The following is a 22,659-nucleotide window of genomic DNA, read 5'->3' as shown; positions in this document are numbered from 1 at the left end:
TAAGTGAAAAAAGTTCTGATTGTCACCTACTATTGGCCTCCCTCCGGAGGTCCGGGAGTGCAAAGGGTACTCCGGTTTGCTAAGTACTTGCCACAATTCGGTTGGCAGCCTATAGTTTTGACAGTTAAGAATGGAGATTATCCGGCAGTCGACAATAGTTTAGGAAACGAGATTCCTAAAGAAGTAAAGGTTTATAAGACCCTGACAATTGAACCTTTTACAATTTACAAATGGCTTACCGGGAAAAAGAAAAATGCAAAAATAGACACCTATATTCTAACGAATAAGAAGAAAAGCTTTTTCGAAAGATTTGCTCATTTTATCCGGATGAATATTTTTATTCCGGATGCAAGGATTGGGTGGATGAGCTTCGCCGTAAAAGCAGGGATGAAAATAATAAAAGAAGAAAATATTGATGTTATATATTCCTGTTCTCCTCCACATTCGCTTCAACTTATTGCTAATAAGCTGGCTAAAAAATCAAAATTGAAATGGGTCGCTGATTTTCGTGATCCATGGATGGAATTTGTCACCTACCAAACTATGAATCCCAATTCATATCCATTCAGACGGAATATTAAGCTACAGCATAAGGTTTTTAATAACACGGATAGGATTATTACCACCTGCGATGGATTTACCCGGTTAATCAACGAGAAGTATCAGATACCCAAAGAAAAAATACAAACCATAACCAATGGTTTTGATGCAGAGTTTATCGATAAAGTAGCTCCTTCTGAAAATAAAAAAATAACATTGATCCATACAGGAACTTTACCCAAGGAGAGAATCCCATATTCTCTTCTAAAAGTCCTGCAATCGGAAAGTTACAAAAACATCGAATTAAAATTTATCGGTAATATCTCTGATGAAGTCAAGAAGGAGATCTCAAAGTTTAACTTACAAAATATTGTTGTTTATAATCCATACATTCCATACCAGGAGGTTATTGCTGAAATAAAATCCAGTACAGCATGCATTCTGCCAATTGACAATGTTCCTAACAACGATTTATTTATTGCAGGAAAGCTTTTTGATTATCTTGGATGCGGCATCCCGGTGCTTGGCCTTGGCAAAAAAGGATGTAGTGTAGATAATATTTTAAGAGAAACTGGTTCCGGAGTATTGTTTGACTATGATGATGTTGAAGGAATTAAGGATTTTATCGAGCAACGATTGAAGGAAAAGGTTCTGTCCGGGCAAAATAAGAATGTAAAGAATTACGAGAGAAAAGAATTAAGCAGAAGATTAGCAGAAATTTTTGACGGATTATCATGAAAATCAAAAAGATCATATTCTTTTTAAAACGACTTCGTACTGACCTAAAAGAGAACAAAGAGATAGAACTCAATTTAGATTACTCAAATGATTTAAACTACTACTACATAAAGTTTAAAGAAGAACTGGTAAACAGTAGAGGAGGGAACAAGGCATTTCAGTTTGACGATCATGGAGTTCCCCAGGTTCATTCTTATATTGACGTACAAGATCGGGCCGGCTATTACTACTACCCGATCACCATAGGACAATATGCCCTGGCTGTTTTCCATTCGTATCTGAATACGCATGACGAGCAAAAAAAAGCACATTTCCTGAGAATTGCAGAATGGTTTTATGAAAACAAAACCGAGGATGATAAAGTCGGTGTATATTGGTTAACGGAAACCCCAAAACCAGAATACCGTATTACAAAACCATGGAAATCGGCATTCAGTCAAAGCAGAGGACTTTCTGTTTTATTGAGAGCTTGGCAACTAACCGGAAACATAAAATATTTGGAAGTTTGCAAAAAAGCCCTGGTCCCGTTTACTTACAGCGTTTCTGAAGGAGGAGTGGCAGTTGACTTGAACACTGCACCTTTTTACGAGGAATATATTGCCGAAAAACCTACGCGTGTACTAGATGGCCATATGTTCTCTCTTTTCGGAGTGTATGACGCGGTTAGGGCGATAACTCTGGATGTGGATGCAGATGGGCATAATTTAGCTCTCCAAATATTTAATGCCGGAATAGATGGGCTAGTTAAACGTTTACCCGAATATGATTTGGGATTTTGGATGAAATTTAATCTTTGCGACCTGGAGTTTTATCCTTCCAACGACCCCTGTACTGTCGGATATTTAAGGTTGGTTACAGCTCAATTGCAGATTCTAAAAAGCATTTCAGGGAATAAAATAATAGGGGAATACGTTTCAAAGTTAAGAAGCTATGACCGCTCTTTTAATGTTGTAAGAATGTATAAGCTAAAATTTACAGCACTCAGAAAAATGAACAGGCTGTAAGAAAGGAATTTCTTATGTGTGGTATTGCAGGAATAATAGAAGAAGGAAAAAACAACCGGGAATTAATGTCCCAAATGCTTGATGCAATTGCACACCGTGGCCCTGATGATAAATCGCTGTTTGCACACGGCGATTGTATATTGGGACATCGCCGGCTTTCTATTATTGACCTAAGTACCGGAAACCAGCCTATTTTTAATGAAGACAAGACTATTGCGGTTGTTTACAATGGTGAAATATATAATTTTAAAGAAGTTCGGAAAGAGCTGGAGGGTAAAGGTCACCACTTCTCTACCAATTCCGACACCGAAATATTAGTCCATCTCTATGAAGAGCACGGGCCCAACTTTGTTGATAAGTTAAACGGCATTTTTGCGTTTGCTATTTATGATTTGAGCGAAAAGGTACTCATGTTGGGACGTGACCATTTCGGGGTAAAGCCGTTGCATTATTACCATAAAGACGGTGTATTCCTGTTCGGATCGGAACAAAAATCCATTATTCTACATCCCAAATATAATATTGCAGTTAATTACAAGGCTCTGCACTACCATCTAAATCTGCGCTATACACAAAGTAACGAAACACTTTTTGCGGGCATTAAGCGCTTGCCTCCTGCTCACTATGCAGTATTTAAGAATAATAGCCTGGAGGTAAGACCATATTGGAAGCTTACTCCTGAAACAAATCATACTATTTCGGAAAACGAAGCGATCGAAAGTGTTAATTTTCACATTAAACAAGCTGTAAAACGTCAATTGATCAGTGATGTCCCTATCGGAGTTTATCTCTCGGGAGGACTTGATTCTTCTACGATTGTCCAGAAGATGCACGAAATAGGTGTCTCTCAAATCAACACCTATACGCTTGGTTTTAACGAACCGACTGACGAATTTCCTGATGCAGAACGAATAGCCAAAGCATTTAATACTAACCATCACACACACAGTTTGTCCATGAATCCTCTCGGAGATTTGGATAAAGTAATATGGCATGCAGAGGAACCCAAAATAAATTTATTACAAGGCTATAAAATGTCGGAATTTGTCAGAAGCCAAAACATAAAAGTGGTTCTTGGCGGATTGGGCGGTGACGAACTTTTTGCCGGATACGACATTCATAAGTTTATCTATCCATTTAATACGTGGCATCAAAATATGCCGCGATGGATGCAGAAACTGGCCCGAATTAAGTCGGATATTTTATTCAAACTCCAGAATTCAAGTAGAACTTTGCGTTTTGATGAATATCGCCGAGGAGTTCAGATGCTTTTATCCATTGGTCAAATAGAACGTTTTTATCTGATTATTCGCAATGTTTGGGACTTCGACGAAGGCTTTTATAAAGAAATTTATGCCCCTGAATATTGTGATGTGGTGTTGAAAGAGCGTTGGCAGGTGGTTCATGAATTTAAACCTTTCTTCGATGCACTCGAGAAAGGGACTAATGCGGTTGATACAGTTCTGTTGACAGAATTTCAAACCAAGATGGTCAATGACTATCTGTTGACGAATGACCGCATGTCAATGGCTAATTCGGTAGAAGAACGGGTACCCTTTCTGGATAAAGATTTGGTAGAGTTCGGTTTTTCGTTGCCAGTACAAATGAAGATTAATCATGGTACAACAAAAGCTATCTTTAGAAAAGCAATGGAGGATAAACTACCACCCAAAATTATAACCAAGAAAAAATGGGGGTTTACGGTGAATTCTTATTTACAGTTCAAAAAAGACCTTAAAGCCGAGATTGAGAAAGAGCTTACACCAGAGTTTATCCGCCAACAAAGCATTTTCAACTACAGTTATATTCGACGCATTTTAGATTATCCTGCCCATCCTAAATTACGTTGGCATTACAACTATCTTTGGGTAGTATTAGGCTATGCTAAATGGGAAAAGATGTTTTTAAAGAACAATCCTTCCCACAAAGACTAAACCGCTTTTTTTCCTTTATTTCGTTTCCAATATTTATAACCTTCAAATGCAACACCACCAATAAGTAGTAACGTGAGAAGATAGGAAGTCACTAATGATATTTTCGTTCCGGTGTAATACGAAGTAGGCTCAAACTTAAATTCAACAGTATGAGCACCTGCCGGAATAATCATTGCCCGTAACACATAGTTCACTCTGAAATGATCAGCTTTTTCCCCATCAATATATGCCTGCCAACCATTGGGAGCATAAAATATTTCCGAAAAAACAGCCATTTGTTCACTCTCTGTATGACTTTTGTACTCCAAATGGTTCGGATGATACTTTTCCAAAGAAATAGTCGCAGTAGAGTCTTCTGCGAATACCTTAGAATCAACAAAATGTACAAACCTTTTATCAACAACTACCTCTTCCTTCGCATCAATTGTCTGAAGCTTTGTAATTTCATCCAATGCACCATCTGAAGTGATATATCTATGAGCAAACCATGCATTACCATAAGTATTAGGATTTTTTACCGGCTGGGCATTTTCGTCAAGAATGAAATATTTAGTATTCAACATATTTATAACGTTATTACTAAATAAGCTCTCCTGCATTTCTGCATTTGATTTACTTGCAGCAACTTTTCTCATAAATGGGGAAAGACAATACTCAATCAAATCCTGATAACGGCTTAATTTGGCGGCAGAATATCCTCCAATCGATTTATGATACGCGGAAGTTAGAGCGTCATTAAAAGTATCTCCAAATTTTAAGACTCTATAATTCGGATCTTTATCTTTTAATATGTCAATGTCTGCCTGAGTTTCTTGTATCAACTTATCTGTTGATTTTTGATTCACAAAGGTGTCATAACTGAGTGACTTGAGATCAAATGGCACCATATCTATAAAAATGATGCCCAGCAAACCCATAATTGCATAACTTCCTTTCAACTTATCTATTACTACCAGTAAAAATAAGCCAAGCGTTACCCCTCCAAAAATTAATCCTCGGAACGCATCGCTACGTATTGCTTCTGCGCGAGTATCCTGCAGTGCAGTCATCAAGAATTCGGGCCATCCTTTAAATATCATTGCATCTCTGGGCGAAGCAGTATTGCCCAGAATTGTGGGAAATGCAGCTATAATCAAAAACAAACCACCAACAACAATTGCGGTGTTCCTAAGTGCCGTTGTTAGTTGTTTCTTTGGAAGCTCCTTCGTTAAGAGTTTTGATAATCCGATAAAACCAAGTAACATCATTGCCAGTGACTGCACGAACACAATGTTCTTAACATCCCTGAACTTGTCATACAACGGAATGTATTCAATAAAGAAACTTTGAATACTATAGAATAATCCAGAATATTCTCCATAGCTATTTTTCCCGATGGTAAGTATCCAGGTCACACAAACGACCGATGCCAACCAATATTTTACATGGCCTTTCACTAAAAATAAACCCAGAATAAACAATACAAAAACAACAACACCATAATAAAACGGTGCCGCAGAGGCGGTTTGGTGTCCCCAGTAAAAATATTGCCCATCTTTGTTAAACGATTTGGCAACAGCCTCATTCCCGCTACTTTTCAATGCTTTGTATAATGCAGACTGTTCTGACAGCGGTTTATAAAGTCCTTTGGCCTGAGGCAAGAATCCGGAAAAAGACTCTCCTAAATCGTAAGAGTAGGCAAGAATATATTCGTTACTAAGTCCTTCTTTTGATGCTTCGGAAGCAGAGGCCTGTGTATTTTGAGAAGTTATTTCTCTTCCTCCCCTCATGGTATGCGTCCCGTATTCATATTCAGTCCATAATTTTCCAGTATTGGTGCTAACTGCAACGACAGCTCCAAAGAGCAATAATCCTGTGCCTTTGGCAAACTCTTTCAGTTGTCTTTGTTTAAACATAATTACCCCTTCTGCAATATAGTATCCCAAAGCGATAAATAGTAAATAATATGTCATTTGAATATGACCTGCTACAATTTGCCATACCACAGAAAATGTAAACAATAAAGTTCCCCAAAAGTACTTTCGATGTCTCAAAACCAGTATCATACCAATTAAAACATAGGCATACAGGCTGACAACCATGGCTTTTGCATTATGCCCATGAGCCATTAATATATAATGAAAAGAAGCCAGGTTATAAGCAAATGCCCCCACAATGCTTAGCCAGGGGTTGATCCCAAGCACTACTAAGAATAAAAAGACTCCCACAAGCCCGACAAAAATATAGGCATACCGGGTGTTGAATATATTTCTGCTAATCCGCGTAATGTTAATTGTCTTGTTTTTCCAGTCTGGAGCAGCTACCATATAGGTAGGCATACCTGAAAATAACGAATTAGTCCATATAATTGGATTGTATCTCTCCCCACTTTCTTCATGATATTTTGAAACTTCTCGACCAGACCCAATAGAACTCACCCCATCGGAACTATAGATAATTTTCCCGGAAATGGAAGGGGCAAAATATATAACGGTAAAAATTGCAAACAAAAATAAGGCAACAAGATAAGGCAAGTACTTTTTCAATTTCATATTAATGAAAGTTTATGTGGTACACAAAAGTAGCACATTTTAGTGTTGGTTAAAATTTTTTTAAATTCGCCGCAACAACCAATTATCAATATGCAACAAGCAATCGTAAAAAAGGGGAAAGTTATCAATGAAACCATTCCCGCTCCTTTGACTAGAAATGGTGGTATTTTAATAAAAGTCGTTAATAGCTGTATCTCTGCAGGAACAGAGATGTCAAACATTGACGTTACCAAAAAATCGTTGATACAATTGGCCTTAGATCAACCTGAATTAGTAAAGCAAGGCTTGGGAATGATCCAGCAGTATGGTATAAAGAAAACCATGCAACGTATTAAAGGGCAAAAAGAAGGAGGAAAACCGATTGGGTATTCTGCAAGTGGTGTTGTAATTGGGTTAGGCCAAGGAGTATCAGGTTTTAAAATTGGCGATAAGGTCGCTGCCGCAGGGGCAGGAATAGCGAATCACGCCGAATTTATTGATGTCCCTCAGAATCTTGTCATGAAAATGCCCGATGGCTTAGATTTTAAAGAAGCCTCAACTGTTACTCTGGGAGGCATTGCGATGCAAGGGGTAAGACGTGCCGATTTGCGCTTTGGAGAAACAGCAGTTGTAGTTGGAGCCGGAATTTTAGGTTTACTATCGGTGCAGATGCTGAAAGTGTCAGGGGTGAGGGTAATTGCTGTTGATATTGATAACAAGCGATTATCGATTGCTAAAGAATTAGGAGCAGAGCTTACCATAAACCCGGCACAAGAAGATCAGGTAAAATTAATAACAAACCACACAGATGGTTACGGTGCAGATGCGGTTCTTTTTACCGCAGCCACTGCTAGTTCCGGACCATTATCAGATGCTTTTAAGTCCTGTAAAAGAAAGGGAAGAGTAGTATTGGTAGGCGTATCCGGGATGGAAATAAAAAGAGGAGACATGTATGCTAAAGAACTTGATTTCCTGATTTCCACATCTTATGGGCCTGGCAGGTATGATAATAATTACGAAGAAAAAGGATTGGATTACCCTTTTAGTTATGTAAGGTGGACTGAAAACCGAAATATGACAGAGTATTTGCGGTTACTCGGTTCTGGCGAAATAACACTGGATAGAATTATCGAGAAAACTTTTCCAATCGAAAATGTAGAAGAAGCCTACAATACATACCACGACAAAGAGAACAAGCCGCTAATGGTTATTCTTGAATATGGAGAACCATCTGACGAATTAGCAGCCCTCTTACATCATCCTAGGAAAGTCATTGTTAACAATAAAAAGGTTGATCACGATAAAATAAATGTCGCATTAATAGGTGCCGGTTCTTTTGCCACTGGAATGCATTTACCAAATCTTAACGATTTGTCGGATAAATATAACCTCTATGCGGTTGTAAACAGAACCGGACATAAAGCAAAAGCGCTTGGAACTCAGTTTGGGGCGAATGTTGTAACAAGCAATGTCGAAGACATAATAAACGATAAGAATGTTGATTTAGCATTAATTTGTACTCGTCATGATAGCCACGCAGAACTTGCATTGAAGTTTTTGGAAGCAGGAAAGCACGTTTTTGTGGAAAAACCCTTATCAACTACTCAGCAAGGTTTAGATAAAATCAAGGAGTTTTACGCCAACGAAACCAAAGATAAACCAGTCCTAATGCCAGGGTTTAACCGCAGGTTTAGTAAATACGCAAACGAAATAAAAAAGCATACCGATAAGCGAATAAACCCATTGTTTATTCAATACCGGATGAATGCTGGGTACATTCCATTGGATCATTGGGTACATGAAGATGGAGGAAGGATTGTTGGAGAAGCTTGTCATATTATAGATTTGATGACCTATTTTACGGGTTCTGAAGTTGAAAGTATCAGTTACGAAAAACTCAATCCTAAGACAGGTTATTTTAGCAGCTCCGACAATGTTGCCATAGTCCTTAAATACAAAGACGGTTCAGTTTGCAATATTCACTACTTTGCAAATGGAAGTAAACAACTGCCCAAAGAACAAATGGAGGTGCATTTCGACGAAAAATCCATTTTAATGACCGACTATAAAAAACTGGAAGGATTTGGAATCAAAGTAGAAAATATCACAAGCACAGCTAGTCAAAAAGGACAGAAAGAGGAATTAATAGCTTTATATAAAAGCCTAAAGGAGGGTGGAGCCTGGCCCATTGAATTTTGGGATATGATACAGACAACTGAAATCAGTTTTGCAGTTGTATAAGAGAGTCTAAAATCTTTTGGGTATGTTTTTCCCAGGTGTAATTTTCAATTACTTTTTTTCGGGCGTTTCTTCCCAGAGTATCTCTTAATAAGGAATCTTCAAGCAGATGAGATATTCCTTCCGCAAGCGCAGGAACATCTCCCGGCTTAGTAAGAATCGCATCTTTTTGATGTTCCAGAATTTCGCCCTGTTGTTCTATATCCGATGAAACAATGGCTTTTCCCATTGCCATATATTCAAAAAGCTTTGTAGGAGAACCAAAGAATCGGGAGCCATCAGGATTGGGTTTTGTTGGTGCGCACAAAATATCACAACAGGAAAGATATTTTGGCCCTTCATTCTGAGGGACAAGTCCGGTAACAATAACATTATCGCTGATGTTTTCTTCTTCGATTCTGTTTTTAACCTGAAACATCAGTTTGCCGTCTCCAATTAACATGAGTTTGGTCGTATTTCTGTAATCAGGATTTCTCTTTAAAAGAAGAATATAGGCTTCCAATAAGTTTTCCACCCCATGCCAAACACCAAAAGTACCAATGAAACCAATTATAGTCTTATTTTCGAGACTATGCTTTTTAATAAGCTCATCCCCCGTAATATTTGGATTATACTTTTCAGGATCAACACCGTTGGGATTAACCAGAATTTTAGTCTTTTCAACTCCCAATTCGATAAGCTCTTCTTTCAATGGCTTACTTACAACAACTATTAAATTTGCACAATTTGCCTCGGTTTTTATAATTTCCCAAAAAAGTGCTTCATATTTTATTGTTTTACTATTCGACCACATTTTTCTGGAATTAATACTAGACCCATTGTACTCCATTATATATGGAATATTCCATTTTTCAGCTAATTGACTACCCGAAAAATTCCCTAAACCAAAGCGCTGATATATAAACTTAGGCCTTTCCTCGCCGATACACGAAACAATGTCAGAACAGACCTTTTGGTTAAAATTCAAAATTAAATCGAACTCAGAATTCCAAAATTTATTATTTGGTAAAACAATATTTGTTTTAACCTCATCACTTACCTCAGGGATATAATCGGTCGAGAAGAAAACAGGAGGTAATCCTTTCTTCAGCAGAGCATTAATAACCCCAGACATATGTCCTATTGAACCTCCTGACTTTATTCCTAGAAATAATTCCTGTCTTATATAAATGGGCGATATTCCCCCTTCTGTTCTGGTTTCTGGATTAAAATGAGATATTTTCTTTAGTCTTCGTTTTACTACAAGCCTCATAAAAGGCGCCCTTAGCAGATCATAAATCCAAATCCATCCCTGTTTGAAGATAAAGAATATCGTTATTTGTCTTGTATCCTTATTATCAAAGAAATAAGACTTACGTGACGAAAGGAAAAAAGCAATGAGGCTTTTGTAAAATATATATTGAATAAACATCAAAGTCGGTTCCTCAATACCAACTTCATCATACTTCCGGAACATCTTGAATATAGTCTTATTCTTTATAAATAGGTATATGTCTTCCAGTTTAAAGGAATCCGTATCAGAACAAGAATATTTAATGCAGTCGGAACTAATTACTAATTTCTTCTTTTTCATTCAATTTATATTTCTTTAATCTTCTCAGCGTTTTTGTTGATGAAAACATAGTGGAGAAGGGTATTAGACACATATATAAAAATCCTCGCGTAAAAAACCACTTAATAAATGGAAAAACTTCCTTCCATCCGTTCTTTCTAATTCGCGGGAAAAATCCTCCAACAATATTATTCCTGAAAAATTCAGGGGCAGTATGGAATTTAAAAATTACATCTTGTTTCCAAAATGGCTTTCGTTTATATTTTAGGTACTCGTTGTTTATAGTGTCAATAAAATTCAATACAGTCGGTTTTGGTGAATAATTGTCATCGATATAACAGGGCATCATATGGTATGATAACGAATCACCTTTTATCAAGACGGTGAGCAACCCTGAATACAAATTCAGGAAAGAAGGCTTTATGTCGAACTGAAATGAATTAAAATTGCCCAAAGAATAGGCAATTATTTTATCATTATCTATTCTCTCTATAGGATTTAACGTGTGAGAATGATGTCCAACAATTATCTTAAACCCCCTGCTAAGCCAGTCTTCTGCTAGTTTTATTTGATATGGTGCAGGTAATATTAGATGCTCTTTCCCCCAATGAACAGCAACAATATTAATTGCATCTATGACATAGTTGAGATTTACTTTTTTATATTCTTTTTGCCAATCTCCGGTAAGGTTGAAATTATTGACATTAAGTTTTTTCCCCTTTAAATAAATTACTTTTGAATTATTGTATTCACAAAACATAAACCCTTTGCGATTCAAACAAGCTATTGTGTCATTATAACCTTCTTCAAAGTAGTCGTATATATGGTTATTACTTAAGCAAAATAAAACTTTGTCCTTAAATTCTTCAAGCCACACAAGGTTCTTCTCTTCGGTTTTAAATAACACCGATTTTCGTTTTGATGGAATAAATGCTTTGTTTGATATTATGGTTTCAAGATTTACAATCAGTAAGTCAAGCTCATTAAACTCGTGAATGAAATAACTAAATGGATTTTTCTTTCCCCTTGTTTTTAAGATAACATCTCCAACAAAACCTATTTTTGCATTAAATTCCATATCCGAGCGTTTAAATATATTTAGCCATATCCAGGTGTTGATCAAGAAACCTTAATTTACCCTGAGAGGTTAGAGGAATTTCTTTCACTTGTTTTACAGTAACATCAAGTCTGTTGTTTGTAGCTCTCGTAGTTTTAGCAATTAGTTCTTCAGCATCTTTCCCCGAAAAGTTATTATTTGGAATAACAACAAGTGTAATCTTTCCCATTTCTTCTTGTACTACCTGAAGTTGTCTTATATTACCAAATGCATGAAAATGCTGTGCAAAAATTAATGCGGTAAGGGTAATTTTGTTGCCTTCTTTGTCGATGATAATATCCTGTTTTCGGCCTTCAATCTTATTTAGTAATTGATAATTTCGTCCACATTTTTCACAATGACCACTCCCAACTTCAGCATAATCCATTGTTCTGTAACGAATCAAAGGAGTAGTGTAATTCCAAAAGCTTGTTCCAACAATTTCCCCTGTCTCCCCTTCTTGCGCATAAGTATTATCCTCTTTGAGTATTTCAGTATATCCATATTGAGGGAAAATATGAAAACGGTGGTCATATTCACAGTTCCCGGCTAATACAACTTTTTCTGTCGCACCATACCAATGAGAAATCGGCGCATCGAAAACCTGTTTTATAATTTCCTTCTGAAATTCATACAATGGTTCAGACCCTAACATTATTGAATCAAATTGATGATTGATTTGTAGGTTATTGTCGCTCATTATTTTAGCCATTTGGCTAATTGCCGATGGATAAGCCTGAAAAATTCCAGGATGATATTTTTCAATAATTTGTATGTATTCTTTTACATTTTTAAGATCTATCTCGTATGAAGATAACAGAATCCCCTCAATAGGGTCAAATTCAACGGGCTTTAATGTTTTCTTCCCTCTCAAAATAACACTAAGGGGATTTTTATCTTTTTGATGTTTTCTCTTCCAAATATCATCAATGAAAGCTCGCTCTATGTATTTGTTTCTCTCCTGAACATAAAACCCAAATGGGATTCCTGTTGATCCTCCGGTGGTTTGATATTGCATGAAAAGCTGCTTTTTTGTAAAAACAGCTATGTTTTCTCTCAGAAACTCTTTCGAAACTGTTGGAAATTTCTCTATATCGGATAGTTGCTTTAACGCTGAAGGATCAACTCCATGTGATTGCCACAGTTCCCGGTATCCAGGTATATTGTTCCAGGCAAAAACAACAATGTCTTTCAATCGATACAATTGCCATTCCTCTATTTCTTCCTTTGAAAGAAACTCAGTTTTATTTATTAAGCTTTGTGTCTTGAGATACCAAACTCCTCCAGGTCGTAATATTCTTGGAGTTAACTTATATAAATGCTTAATTACTTTGTTTTCTCTATAAGACATTGTTCAATAATTTTCCATACCCGTTAGAATACTCTTTAACTTTTCCTGTATTATCCAGGAACGCTCTATTGCAAGAACTTTCAATGACAACTCTATTCTCTTCGATAGTAAATCTTCGTTGTTTTATAATGTCCTTCATTTTGACTTGTAAGCAAATGCTATTCACGTCTAATCCTACTATGTCTATCTTGGGGTATCTGTTTTTTCTTGACAAATTATGAATTAATCCTTGCTTCCTGCTTTCCACAATTATTGAATGATGGGCTTTTGAGCTTTTAAAGGCCTTATATATGTCAGGCAAAGGAGTATACAAATACGAACCAGGATCTACAACTATATCTTTCCCATCAATAGTAAGCTCAAACGAAAGCTTATCATCGTGAAAATGAGCAAACGGTTGATTCGAAGAATTTGTTACTCCCAATATTGAAAGATAAACTCTGGTTGATTTAAAAATGTAAACCCCAAAATCGGAATATGCAATGAATTGCAGCTTGTCGGTTAATTTATCACGGCTATTGAGACTTGCTGTATATACCCATTCGCTTTTGTATTCTAAATTTTCTGTACTAGCAGAAAGAGAGCTCACAATACTATTCGTACCAGAAATGCGAAATTTTTCTCCATTGCTTAAACTTTGTACAAGACTCTTCTCCAACCATAAATCATTTGAACGATCAAAGTCGGAATCATCAAACAAGCCTGACATCGCTGCCAGTAATGAAGAATGATTTAATGCGTTTTCATCCCAAAAGTCCTCATCTTCTTCAGCATAATTGCTTATCAGTTCATTGTAGCCATTTAAGTTGGCATACTTTTTCTCGACTTCCTTATTTGGAACAAACTTCCCAACAGGACTAAGTTTCAAGAACCTGCCACTATCGTTATCTCCTATTTGCGGTACTTCATTCGTCGGTTTTGTAATATCAAAAACAAAACGCCCGGCTTGGTATAAGCGTTTAACAAACCAGTCAGGAAGTATTTTCCCAGATTCTGAATTCCATTCCTGGAATTTCCTGGCTTTTAATACCGGATTTTTCGTCCAACGCTTATGGTCGTATTTTGCCAGGGCCTTCTTTCTGTTTTCAGGTAAGCTTACGATAAGTGCTGTGGCATACAGCATCATCTCAGTGCTTATTCGGTGATAAGCCGTTGAACTCTCAAAATTAGTCCCATCGTCGGAAAATTGCTGTTTCATACGGGCAATGACTTCCTGCAAAGAAAAAGCCAGCCAGGTATCGGTCTCTTCCGAGCCTGGCAAGTAGGCTGATATATACAGCAAACCAACCACATTAGAAAGAAAGTGATTGGAGGGGATAAAAGCATACTCGATATTGTTTACAATGTGCTTTCCGTGTTCATACATTGATTGAACAAAGAGCGCCCCAAAGGCATCATCTAAAATATTTTCATCGTCTACTTGTTTTAAAATATCATAGGCGATTAAAAGGTTGGAGGCTCTAACGGCAACATCCATAGTACAATTCCAGCACACTCCCATTTGTGGTGGATTGGTTGCCGAAAAATCAAGAAACTGATTTCTAAACTCCCGTATAATTTTACTCCGGACTTCTTTATTTTTGAAGATAGAAAAAGCCGCAAGTTGTGCTAAATGTTGCATCCGGGACAGTTCCCAAGGCACTTTTACATCCACCCCCTTTTTATTGACAACCTTCCTGCAGTCTTTGTACCAGATGTTATTGCCATACCTGGCCCCCGACTTAAAATCTTTCTGCCAGTCAATCGGTTCATAGCCTTCATCCGTCAAGGCCCAAATTCTTTTTGATTCTTCAAGGTGCGCCGGTGCTAAAATTTTAGACAGCCAATTCCCTGCCTTATCAAAGTCTTCGATTTTTATGTTTTCATTGTACTTGATGCCCTCCACTCCCAACGGTTGTGAACAGTATGTGTGCTTTACCCATCCACTTCCCAATAAGTCGTAACGATGACGGAGGTACATTTTAATATGATAATCAACAACCGATTCTTCAATACTGTGCTGAATATCTATCACACTCAAAAAAGTGTTCAAAGACTGATGTTGTGAATAACAGCGTGTATCTCCCTTTAGTGCTTTACGTCTCAATGAAGGGCTTTTAATCTTAAATACAATGATCCTGAATACTTTCCCCCAAAAGGTTAGATTCAGCTTATTATGGAGCAATATTTTTAGAATTTCTGACACTATCGTAAATCTATCTTTTTGATTTTGCCATATCCATTTGACATAAACCCAAACTGAGGATATGTAAAATGCTTGTTACATTTATCGTTAACAATAATTGCTTCATTCGATATAGAAATATCTCTCAGATGTTTCACATCACCATATTCAATGTAGAGAACAATCTTCGAAACATCGCAATGTATGACCTTAACCTGATAATCTGCTCTTGCCAGAAAGGTCGATTCTCTTTTGAGACTTTCAACCCCTGTATCTATAGTATGGTGAGCTGATGCTTTTGCAAAAAGCATTCTCTTTTCGGGCAATGCAGTATAAATATAAGTTCCAGGATCGCTATAAATATCCGTATTATTTATAGATAATTCCACCGATAATTTGTCGCTGTGAGCATGCCCCCAGTTGCAATAATAATTTTGATGATGACCATAAAAAACCGAAAAAAACAATTCCGGAGATTTAATAATAATCAGCCCAAAATAGGAATAAGTATAAAGTTTTGCCCCTTCCAGAATTGGACGATCCGTGTACTCTCCAACCTTGGTTATTAGTTGATCCTCAAACGGTAATTCCGGAATAACAAAATTCGTATCAATTTTTAATCTATAATACTCCGGATTATACTTTAACATGTAATTACGAGAGAGCTTTTTGACAAAACCAGCCTCTACACTATGAACGACTGAATCATATAATCCGGAAAATGCATTCAATAAACCGGAGTGATTAAGTGCATTTTCGTCCCAAAACAGATCATTTTCAGACATCAAACTATTATAGCCTTCCAGATTTAAGTAAATATCGCCGGCTTCTTTATTGCTCATAAAATTACCCACAGGAAATAACTTGAAGAACTGCCCACTATCATTGTCTCCTATCTGTACTACATCTCCCGAAGGTTTGGAAATGTTTTTAGTGAAATGTCTGGTGTTGGAGAGTTTCTGCAAATACCAATCGGGGAAATATAATTTGTTGTCCTCGATCTTGTAATATTGTATTTTATCTCGGTATAGGAACGGAACCTTTCTGCTATTTTTTTTAAAGTGTTTTAAAACCGCCACCTTTTCATCTGGCAGTCCAAGTAACAAAGCGGTAGCATAAACGATCATTTCGCTACTTAACCGATGATAGCAGGTACTCGCTTCAAAGTTTGCTCCATCCTCATAAAATTGCTTTTGGTACTGTTTTATAATTTCGTTTGTACAAAACACCAACCACGTATTAGTTTCTTTTGTGTTCTCTAAATAAGCAGCAATAAACAACAACCCCGTTATATTTGCCAGGTAGTGGTTTGATGTCATATCTACCTGCCACTCCAGGTTATGAAATATATGCCGGCCATGTTCGTACATAGAATTGGCAAACACTGTTTGAATTTCTTTATCAAATACATTCCCGTCATCTTTCTGACAAAACAGATCATAAGAAATCAAGAGATTGGCTGCTCTTATGGCTACATCCATTGTACACTTCCAGTTTACCCCCATACGAGGCGGATTGGTAGCAATAAAGTCCAAAACCTGGTTCCGAAATTCTTTAACGATTGCATTTCTATTTTTGCCGGTTGAATGTAGTGCCAAATATGGAAAGTGTTGCATCCGCGACAACTCCCATGGCACCTTTATGTCTACACCTGGTTTTTCTCCAACAATCCCTTTTCTTACGTCGTTATACCAATCTTTACTACTCCAACGAAATCCACTTTTAAAATCTTTTTGCCAATCAATGGGTATATAGTCGTTATCATCGATTAGCTTCCATATTTTTTGAGCATTTTTGAGGTGCGATTTCCGAACGATCACCTCCAACCACAGGCCTTCGTTGTCAAACTCTTTAATTGGCACATTCATCTCGTAACGATGCCCTTCAACTCCTAAAGATCGGGAATCATAACTGTTAGTTACCCATCCGCTTCCGAGTAAATTGAACCGATGAGATAAGCACATATTTTCAAAATATTGTAAACGGGTGTCATTTAACTCTTTGAATCCGCCAACATTTATTATTGAATTAAGTTGTAAATATGAATTTGATTGGGTGTTGAAATACAAGTCCCGAAATCTGAATACAGGGGAAACGTTTCTTCTAATTTTTGAATAAAGAAGAATTAAAAGTTCAGGAAAGGAACTGCCTCTTATTTTTTTAATATAGAATGAAATGGATTTCACTGTTAATGTCCTGTTTTGAAATAACAACTCTAAACACTCGCGTACAAGAATCATTATTAGGTAAACATTTATCTGCCAATAAAAACTATATTCGAAAGTAACTTACAAAAACTAATCTATATTTAAAAGAAGAACATATTTCACTTTGTTTTTAACTACTCCCCGTCCTCCAAAAAAGTCATTCTTTAAAGATAATATCGACTTATTTCCCAGCCAGTTATAAAAAGGCCGTTTTTCGCTACTTCTCAGAAAACCTGTTTCCGCTTTTATTGTCTAATAATTTAGCTGTTACGCGTTGTAAATGATCATTTAACCTTTTAATATTCTCCAGCTTTATAGTACTTTTCTAAATCATTCATACCTTAAAGAATATTTATACCTATAATTTCCTTTAACTAATCTCTTTTTGATTTTCTGAAAATCACGATTATTATAAAGCTTCAATAGGATAAGCAAGCAATGTTGTTTCGGCATGACAATGATTATTGTATATTTTGCTGTTTAATTTCCTGATAAGAAAAACATAATTGTCTAAATGCTTTTCAAGAAAAGGTTTAGCTTCAAAAAATTCGATAGGATTGTGATAAATTGCTAACGACAAAACAGGTCTGAATTTTTTTATCGAAGCTATTCCCAACGTTAAACAGTCCATTAATGCACCTTCAATATCGGCTTTTATAAAGCGTGGCTTTATCTGATACTCCTTAATTATCTCATCCAAAGATTTAGATTCAACAGGAACAGTCTCCTTGTCTTTGATGATTTCCTTTTTTAAGGAAAGACCTCCTGAAGAGAAATTGGGGATGTGAAGGTTTTTGTCTGAAGAAATAGCATAATTTAAAATCTCGTATTTTCCCTTTGGAATATTATTCTCTGATAAATTCAAAATGTACTTTTCAATTGAACTTAATGACATTTCGACAGAATATATCTTTCTGTAATGAAATGAATTAAGAGCAATTGCAGAGTCTCCGACATAAGCACCTAAATCAATAAAATCTTCATTCTCTATATAACTTCTAACGCCTTCGGGCAAAAGAGTTAGACCATGATAATAATAAAAGATTGACTCCTCGATATATTTATGCTCAAGCACCAATTCTCTAGTTTTCATGCGACCAATAGACACTTCTTTCTTCTCCTCTTCAAGAAGGCCTCCAATAACATTCTTCTTACTTGGACTTACTTTTACATTATATCTTTTATCAGGATAGTTTAATACTCTTTCCGAAATGATATCTACCGTCTTCTGAGAATAGTCATCTAAATTAACCTTTAGGTCTACCATGACCTGTTCCAAATTTTTCTCAGATACATATTTCTTAAAGCTATAACCAAGGTCATCAACAACATAAATCGAACGATTAAAGTAATTGTTGAGTCTTTCTAAAGGAAAATAAACAAATGGGAATAGCTTTTTACAAAACTGACCGATTGGAGTCATAATATTCTATTTAATATATAATTTAAGAAACCGTGTTATTAAAGAAAACAAATGACGTTTCCAAATGACGTAATTTGCAAATTTAGTGATATTAGTAAGCGAAGATGATTTTGAGTCTTGAGATAAACCAAAACCAGAAAGATCTTTTTTACTTAAAACGGGAAAGCCAGTATAGAAGTCGTTATAAACATTTTTACCATGACAAACAACTAACCATAAAGGTTTGTCAAAAATGAATGAAGCCTTTTTTCTTTTTAATAGATTGTTCCAATTGATTTTTGTCTCCCGATATCGACCATGAGGCTTATGAAAGACACCTTTGATCTTACCATTATTAATCTTTTCGACAATTGAAATAAATGGCCCATTTGGCCAATACGAGTGAGCTAACTCATGATTATCATAGTTATATTTATAACCAGAGGCCATTGAAATAATATTTTCTTGATGATTAAACATGCTATTAATTGTACGAATTGCTTGTTTCTCTAAACAATCATCATTGTCCAAGCGCGTAGTTATTATCCATTCTTTGTGCTCAGAAAGGCGATAAATATCTTCAATATACTGTTCGTGAAATCCTTTTACCCCTTTTGCATAAAGAATATGAACATTATTAGCTCGCTTTATTTTTTCAATGCTTTCAGTAAAAACAGATGGTGTTTCAACATCAAAATATATCAACCATTTAAATTCGGCTGACTCCTGTTGCAAAACCGATGGTAGTGTATACTCGTTAAATATCCCGAATCGTTCTTGTGTCCATTCAATCCAATCCTTTTCATTAAATCTTATGTTCGGCTTTGACAATTGATTATTTGAATTAAGAAAGACAAATTCGTTAGGAAACTTACTTAACTCCTCTATACTATCTAATTTTAAATTGAACCTGGTAATTAAAAAGTGTTCGAACATTATCCTTTTATTTTTTACATACTAACATCATCACAACAGAGATTCGCTAAAATTCACTTTCTGATCTAAAAATCTTATTTTCCCATTTTCTGAAGGCTTTATGGAGTCTACTATTTTTATTTTCACACTTAATCCTCCTGTTGCCGCTGTTTTGATTTTTGACAGCAACTCTTCAGAGTCCTTCTCATTATAATCTTTTGTTGGAACAACAAGAACACTTATCACTCCCTTCTCCCTTTGCTTAATCTGCATTTGTTTTATCCTGCCAAAACAAATAAAATGCTGAGCAAAAATAAGTGCCGTTAAGGTTATCTTATTCCCTTGCACATCAATCACAAAGTCCTGTTCCCTGCCTTCAATTTTATTAAATAGTTGATAGTTCCTTCCGCATTCAAAACATTTGTTTGCCCCCAGCTCTGCATAGTCCATCGTTCTGTAACGAATAAAGGGAGTTGCAAAGTTCCAAAAACTTGTCCCGACTATTTCGCCGGTTTCACCCTCTTTTACACGATTCCCGTTTTTATCTACCACTTCGGTTATTCCATATTGCGGATAAACATGAAATTTTTCAGAATGCTCACAATTGGCAGCAAGCACGGCTTTTTCACTATGCCCGTACCAATGGGCTATTGGAGCATTGAAAACCCGTTGAATCAGCTCTTTTTGAAAATCAAACAGAGGTTCTGACCCTAACATTATTGCTTCAAAATGATGTTGCATACTGAGATGATTATCCTCCATTAGTTTTGCAACCTGGTACAACGATGATGGATAAGCTTTTAAATAACGGTATTTATACTTATCTATCAAAGCAGTATATTCTTTTACAGTGCTCTCATTTATGTTGTACGAGGATAAGTTGATACCTTTAGGATTGCTTTCATATATGTTCTTTAGAGCCTTTCCTCTAAGAGTGAATGACTTTTCATCAATATTAAAGTCAGGATGTACTCTTTTATAGATATCGTAAATAAAAGCATTTTCAATATGTGTGTTTTCAAGTTTTTCATAAAACCCCATCGGAATACCTGTTGACCCCCCTGTCGACACATATTGAACATTCCATTTTTTAGGAACAGAAAACTTTTTATAGTTATCTCTGATTAACTCTTTTGTAACAAAGGGGATCTTTTGAATATCATCAATTGATTTCAATTTATCAGGAGAGAAATTGGCCGTTTCCCACAATTCACGATACCCATTAATTTTCCACGCAAAATTTATTATCTGCTGTAAACGTTGAAACTGCATTTGCTGAATAGTAGACTTATCAGCATACTCAAACTCTTGAATAAAGGCAGTCGTTCTTTTTAAGGTTTTGTAACCGTGCCTGAAACGATAGGGTAATTGATAATATTTTTCTTTTAATGCTTTTAACATATATCCTCTGAAATATTCTTATCTGTCAGCCAAAAAACATCAAGACAAGCCACGAACAATCAACTTTTTAGCAAACGGTTAAAGTTATCTTTTATCAATTCGGGCTTGCTCCAATTTCTGAAAATCTTTTTAATGTTGTCAATTTCCACTTTCTCATAAAAATTGAAAAAGTATAAAACAAATGGAAATCCCAAAAATAAAACTGACTTTACAACAAGGCGTACAAACACTGGCACCGAAGAAATATATAATCCAATACCAACAAAGGTTAGCGCAACGATTGCCAATGTGAATATTTTTCGCCATTCATAAGGTATGAAATATTCTTTTTGCGATTTATTAAGCACTGTAAAAAACAAAAAAGCTTGGGAGAGAAGAGTGGCTAAAGTAGCTCCGTAAATATCCAATAGAGGAATGAGAACAAGGTTTAACCCAATATTTAAAAAACTAGTTACTAATATCAAGACACCTAGAACTCCTGTTTTTTTCTTAATCATCAACCCGATTATGATAAAATCTTCCATTGAAGAGAATAACAGAGCAAACGAAATTATTGCAACCAAATTATTTGCTTCCCAATAAATAGGAGAACCGGTAAAAAGTTTTAGGAATTCCAATGCAAAAAGAGATAAGCCTAGTAGTCCAACGACAAAGACAAAAGCCAAATATGTCAGGTTTTTTGAATAAAATCGATGGTTGTCCGGTTCATTCATTTTTTTCATCCTTAAAGGAAGCAAAGCTGTTGCCACCGAAGTATAAACGACCATCCTCAAAGTGTTGGCAATTCGATATCCCAAGGAATAAATTCCTGTTTTCTCAAGCCCTTCCATCGAATTTAACATATACCTGTCAGCGGTCGATAAAATAACAGCCGAAGCTGATGCAAGCATAAGTGGATAGCCATAATTAAGCATCTCCCTGATAATTCCTTTCTCGAACCTAAAAGAACTGTTCCGTATAAAATATGGGAATAACATCAGGAGGATTATTCCTTCCCCAATCATATATGCTTCCCAAATAGCATCTAACCCTCTTTTTTTGACGATAATTCCCCATAATATCAAACCTAGATTAACCGATATCCGAACAATGGTTAAAATCGAATAAAAGACAGACTTCGATTGCAAGCGAGTTAAGGTAAATATTTGGTTATTTACAACTTGAATCCCTGCTGTAATGAAGGTTAATTTTAATAAATATGAGTATTGAGTGGTTGAAAATATCAAAAAGGAAAAGTCTGATACAAAATAGAGTAATGCTAAGATTACAGGAGTTATAATTAGAACAAGAAAAGCTACGGAAGTAAAAAATATGCTTTGTTGCCTGTCTGAATATTTGCTATCCCAATACCAACGAGACAGGCTATTAGCCATAGCCATCGTCAAAACACTTGTAAGAAGCTGTAAAGTAACCTCCAAAACTGCCAAAGCGCCATAATCATCGTGCGATAGATAGTTGGCATTTGTATAAAGAGGAATTAGAATCAAGCCTATCAGCTTTGTCCCGATATTCCCGATGGCATACACCGCCGTATGTTTTGTGGTCTGTTTTATATCTTTTAACATGGTCTGAAAATAATCCCACAGTCACTCAACCTGATGAGAAAG

At 36.1% G+C, this 22,659-nt stretch carries 14 protein-coding genes; 4 read left to right on the top strand and 10 right to left on the bottom strand.

Going from position 1 to position 22,659, the window contains the following annotated elements; translation table 11 throughout:
* Positions 1-3 precede the first annotated feature (3 nt).
* Genes D1614_RS02965 through asnB form a run of 3 tightly spaced genes read left to right on the top strand, consistent with a single transcriptional unit; the run spans position 4 to position 4,216 of the window.
* Entirely contained in the window at positions 4-1,278 is a 1,275-nt protein-coding gene (locus D1614_RS02965) for a glycosyltransferase family 4 protein (protein WP_119436406.1), read from the top strand.
* Positions 1,275-2,282, top strand: a complete 1,008-nt coding sequence (locus D1614_RS02960; protein WP_119436405.1) for a D-glucuronyl C5-epimerase family protein — start codon at positions 1,275-1,277, stop codon at positions 2,280-2,282. The genes D1614_RS02965 and D1614_RS02960 overlap by 4 nt, the downstream gene beginning before the upstream one ends.
* A 14-nt stretch (positions 2,283-2,296) precedes the next feature.
* Entirely contained in the window at positions 2,297-4,216 is a 1,920-nt protein-coding gene (gene asnB / locus D1614_RS02955) for an asparagine synthase (glutamine-hydrolyzing) (RefSeq protein ID WP_119436404.1), read from the top strand.
* On the opposite strand, the gene D1614_RS02950 is transcribed toward asnB, so the two are convergent.
* Positions 4,213-6,747: a YfhO family protein gene (locus tag D1614_RS02950; RefSeq protein ID WP_119436403.1), complete on the bottom strand. Its 2,535-nt coding sequence runs from the start codon at positions 6,745-6,747 to the stop codon at positions 4,213-4,215. The two genes, asnB and D1614_RS02950, sit on opposite strands and share 4 nt — an antisense overlap.
* A 90-nt stretch (positions 6,748-6,837) precedes the next feature.
* Here D1614_RS02950 and D1614_RS02945 point away from each other — a divergent pair, with 90 nt between their 5' ends.
* Positions 6,838-8,967 carry a bi-domain-containing oxidoreductase gene (locus D1614_RS02945; RefSeq protein WP_119436402.1) on the top strand — a complete coding sequence of 710 codons (2,130 nt, stop codon included), beginning with the start codon at positions 6,838-6,840 and terminating at the stop codon, positions 8,965-8,967.
* Here the strand turns inward: D1614_RS02945 and D1614_RS02940 are convergent.
* From D1614_RS02940 to D1614_RS02900, 9 genes are all read right to left on the bottom strand, one after another.
* Entirely contained in the window at positions 8,948-10,537 is a 1,590-nt protein-coding gene (locus tag D1614_RS02940; RefSeq protein WP_119436401.1) for a glycosyltransferase family 4 protein, read from the bottom strand. The two genes, D1614_RS02945 and D1614_RS02940, sit on opposite strands and share 20 nt — an antisense overlap.
* The gene (locus D1614_RS02935) at positions 10,512-11,594 is read right to left on the bottom strand and encodes a CapA family protein (RefSeq protein WP_119436400.1); all 1,083 of its coding nucleotides are present in this window, start codon (positions 11,592-11,594) and stop codon (positions 10,512-10,514) included. Before D1614_RS02935 ends, D1614_RS02940 begins: the two co-directional genes overlap by 26 nt.
* 10 nt (positions 11,595-11,604) lie before the next feature.
* Positions 11,605-12,963: a phenylacetate--CoA ligase family protein gene (locus D1614_RS02930; protein ID WP_119436399.1), complete on the bottom strand. Its 1,359-nt coding sequence runs from the start codon at positions 12,961-12,963 to the stop codon at positions 11,605-11,607.
* Positions 12,953-15,049, bottom strand: coding sequence for a heparinase II/III family protein (locus D1614_RS02925; protein WP_147383987.1), 2,097 nt, complete (start codon positions 15,047-15,049; stop codon positions 12,953-12,955). The genes D1614_RS02930 and D1614_RS02925 overlap by 11 nt, the downstream gene beginning before the upstream one ends.
* Before the next feature lie 98 nt (positions 15,050-15,147).
* Positions 15,148-17,313: a heparinase II/III family protein gene (locus D1614_RS02920; RefSeq protein WP_162304390.1), complete on the bottom strand. Its 2,166-nt coding sequence runs from the start codon at positions 17,311-17,313 to the stop codon at positions 15,148-15,150.
* Between the two features lie 430 nt (positions 17,314-17,743).
* Entirely contained in the window at positions 17,744-18,757 is a 1,014-nt protein-coding gene (locus D1614_RS02915) for an FkbM family methyltransferase (RefSeq protein ID WP_119436396.1), read from the bottom strand.
* A gap of 6 nt (positions 18,758-18,763) precedes the next feature.
* Positions 18,764-19,672, bottom strand: coding sequence for a glycosyltransferase (locus D1614_RS02910; RefSeq protein WP_119436395.1), 909 nt, complete (start codon positions 19,670-19,672; stop codon positions 18,764-18,766).
* A 30-nt stretch (positions 19,673-19,702) separates the two neighbouring features.
* Positions 19,703-21,052 carry a phenylacetate--CoA ligase family protein gene (locus tag D1614_RS02905; RefSeq protein WP_119436394.1) on the bottom strand — a complete coding sequence of 450 codons (1,350 nt, stop codon included), beginning with the start codon at positions 21,050-21,052 and terminating at the stop codon, positions 19,703-19,705.
* 59 nt (positions 21,053-21,111) lie between these two features.
* The gene (locus D1614_RS02900) at positions 21,112-22,617 is read right to left on the bottom strand and encodes a lipopolysaccharide biosynthesis protein (protein WP_119436393.1); all 1,506 of its coding nucleotides are present in this window, start codon (positions 22,615-22,617) and stop codon (positions 21,112-21,114) included.
* Between the last annotated feature and the right edge of the window lie 42 nt (positions 22,618-22,659).

Source organism: Maribellus luteus (assembly GCF_003576475.1).
In the GTDB taxonomy this organism is placed as follows: domain Bacteria; phylum Bacteroidota; class Bacteroidia; order Bacteroidales; family Prolixibacteraceae; genus Draconibacterium; species Draconibacterium luteum.
The sequence above is the reverse complement of the archived record's forward strand: the minus strand, read 5'-3'. Positions and strand labels throughout refer to the sequence as shown.

What these genes read in the sequence shown, in the direction of transcription:
- asnB (WP_119436404.1), top strand. Translation starts at nt 2,297, where the DNA reads ATGTGTGGTATTGCAGGAATAATAGAAGAAGGAAAAAACAACCGGGAA.
- D1614_RS02945 (WP_119436402.1), top strand. Translation starts at nt 6,838, where the DNA reads ATGCAACAAGCAATCGTAAAAAAGGGGAAAGTTATCAATGAAACCATT.
- D1614_RS02940 (WP_119436401.1), bottom strand. Translation starts at nt 10,537, where the DNA reads ATGAAAAAGAAGAAATTAGTAATTAGTTCCGACTGCATTAAATATTCT.
- D1614_RS02960 (WP_119436405.1), top strand. Translation starts at nt 1,275, where the DNA reads ATGAAAATCAAAAAGATCATATTCTTTTTAAAACGACTTCGTACTGAC.
- D1614_RS02910 (WP_119436395.1), bottom strand. Translation starts at nt 19,672, where the DNA reads ATGTTCGAACACTTTTTAATTACCAGGTTCAATTTAAAATTAGATAGT.
- D1614_RS02930 (WP_119436399.1), bottom strand. Translation starts at nt 12,963, where the DNA reads ATGTCTTATAGAGAAAACAAAGTAATTAAGCATTTATATAAGTTAACT.
- D1614_RS02950 (WP_119436403.1), bottom strand. Translation starts at nt 6,747, where the DNA reads ATGAAATTGAAAAAGTACTTGCCTTATCTTGTTGCCTTATTTTTGTTT.
- D1614_RS02935 (WP_119436400.1), bottom strand. Translation starts at nt 11,594, where the DNA reads ATGGAATTTAATGCAAAAATAGGTTTTGTTGGAGATGTTATCTTAAAA.
- D1614_RS02900 (WP_119436393.1), bottom strand. Translation starts at nt 22,617, where the DNA reads ATGTTAAAAGATATAAAACAGACCACAAAACATACGGCGGTGTATGCC.
- D1614_RS02915 (WP_119436396.1), bottom strand. Translation starts at nt 18,757, where the DNA reads ATGACTCCAATCGGTCAGTTTTGTAAAAAGCTATTCCCATTTGTTTAT.
- D1614_RS02905 (WP_119436394.1), bottom strand. Translation starts at nt 21,052, where the DNA reads ATGTTAAAAGCATTAAAAGAAAAATATTATCAATTACCCTATCGTTTC.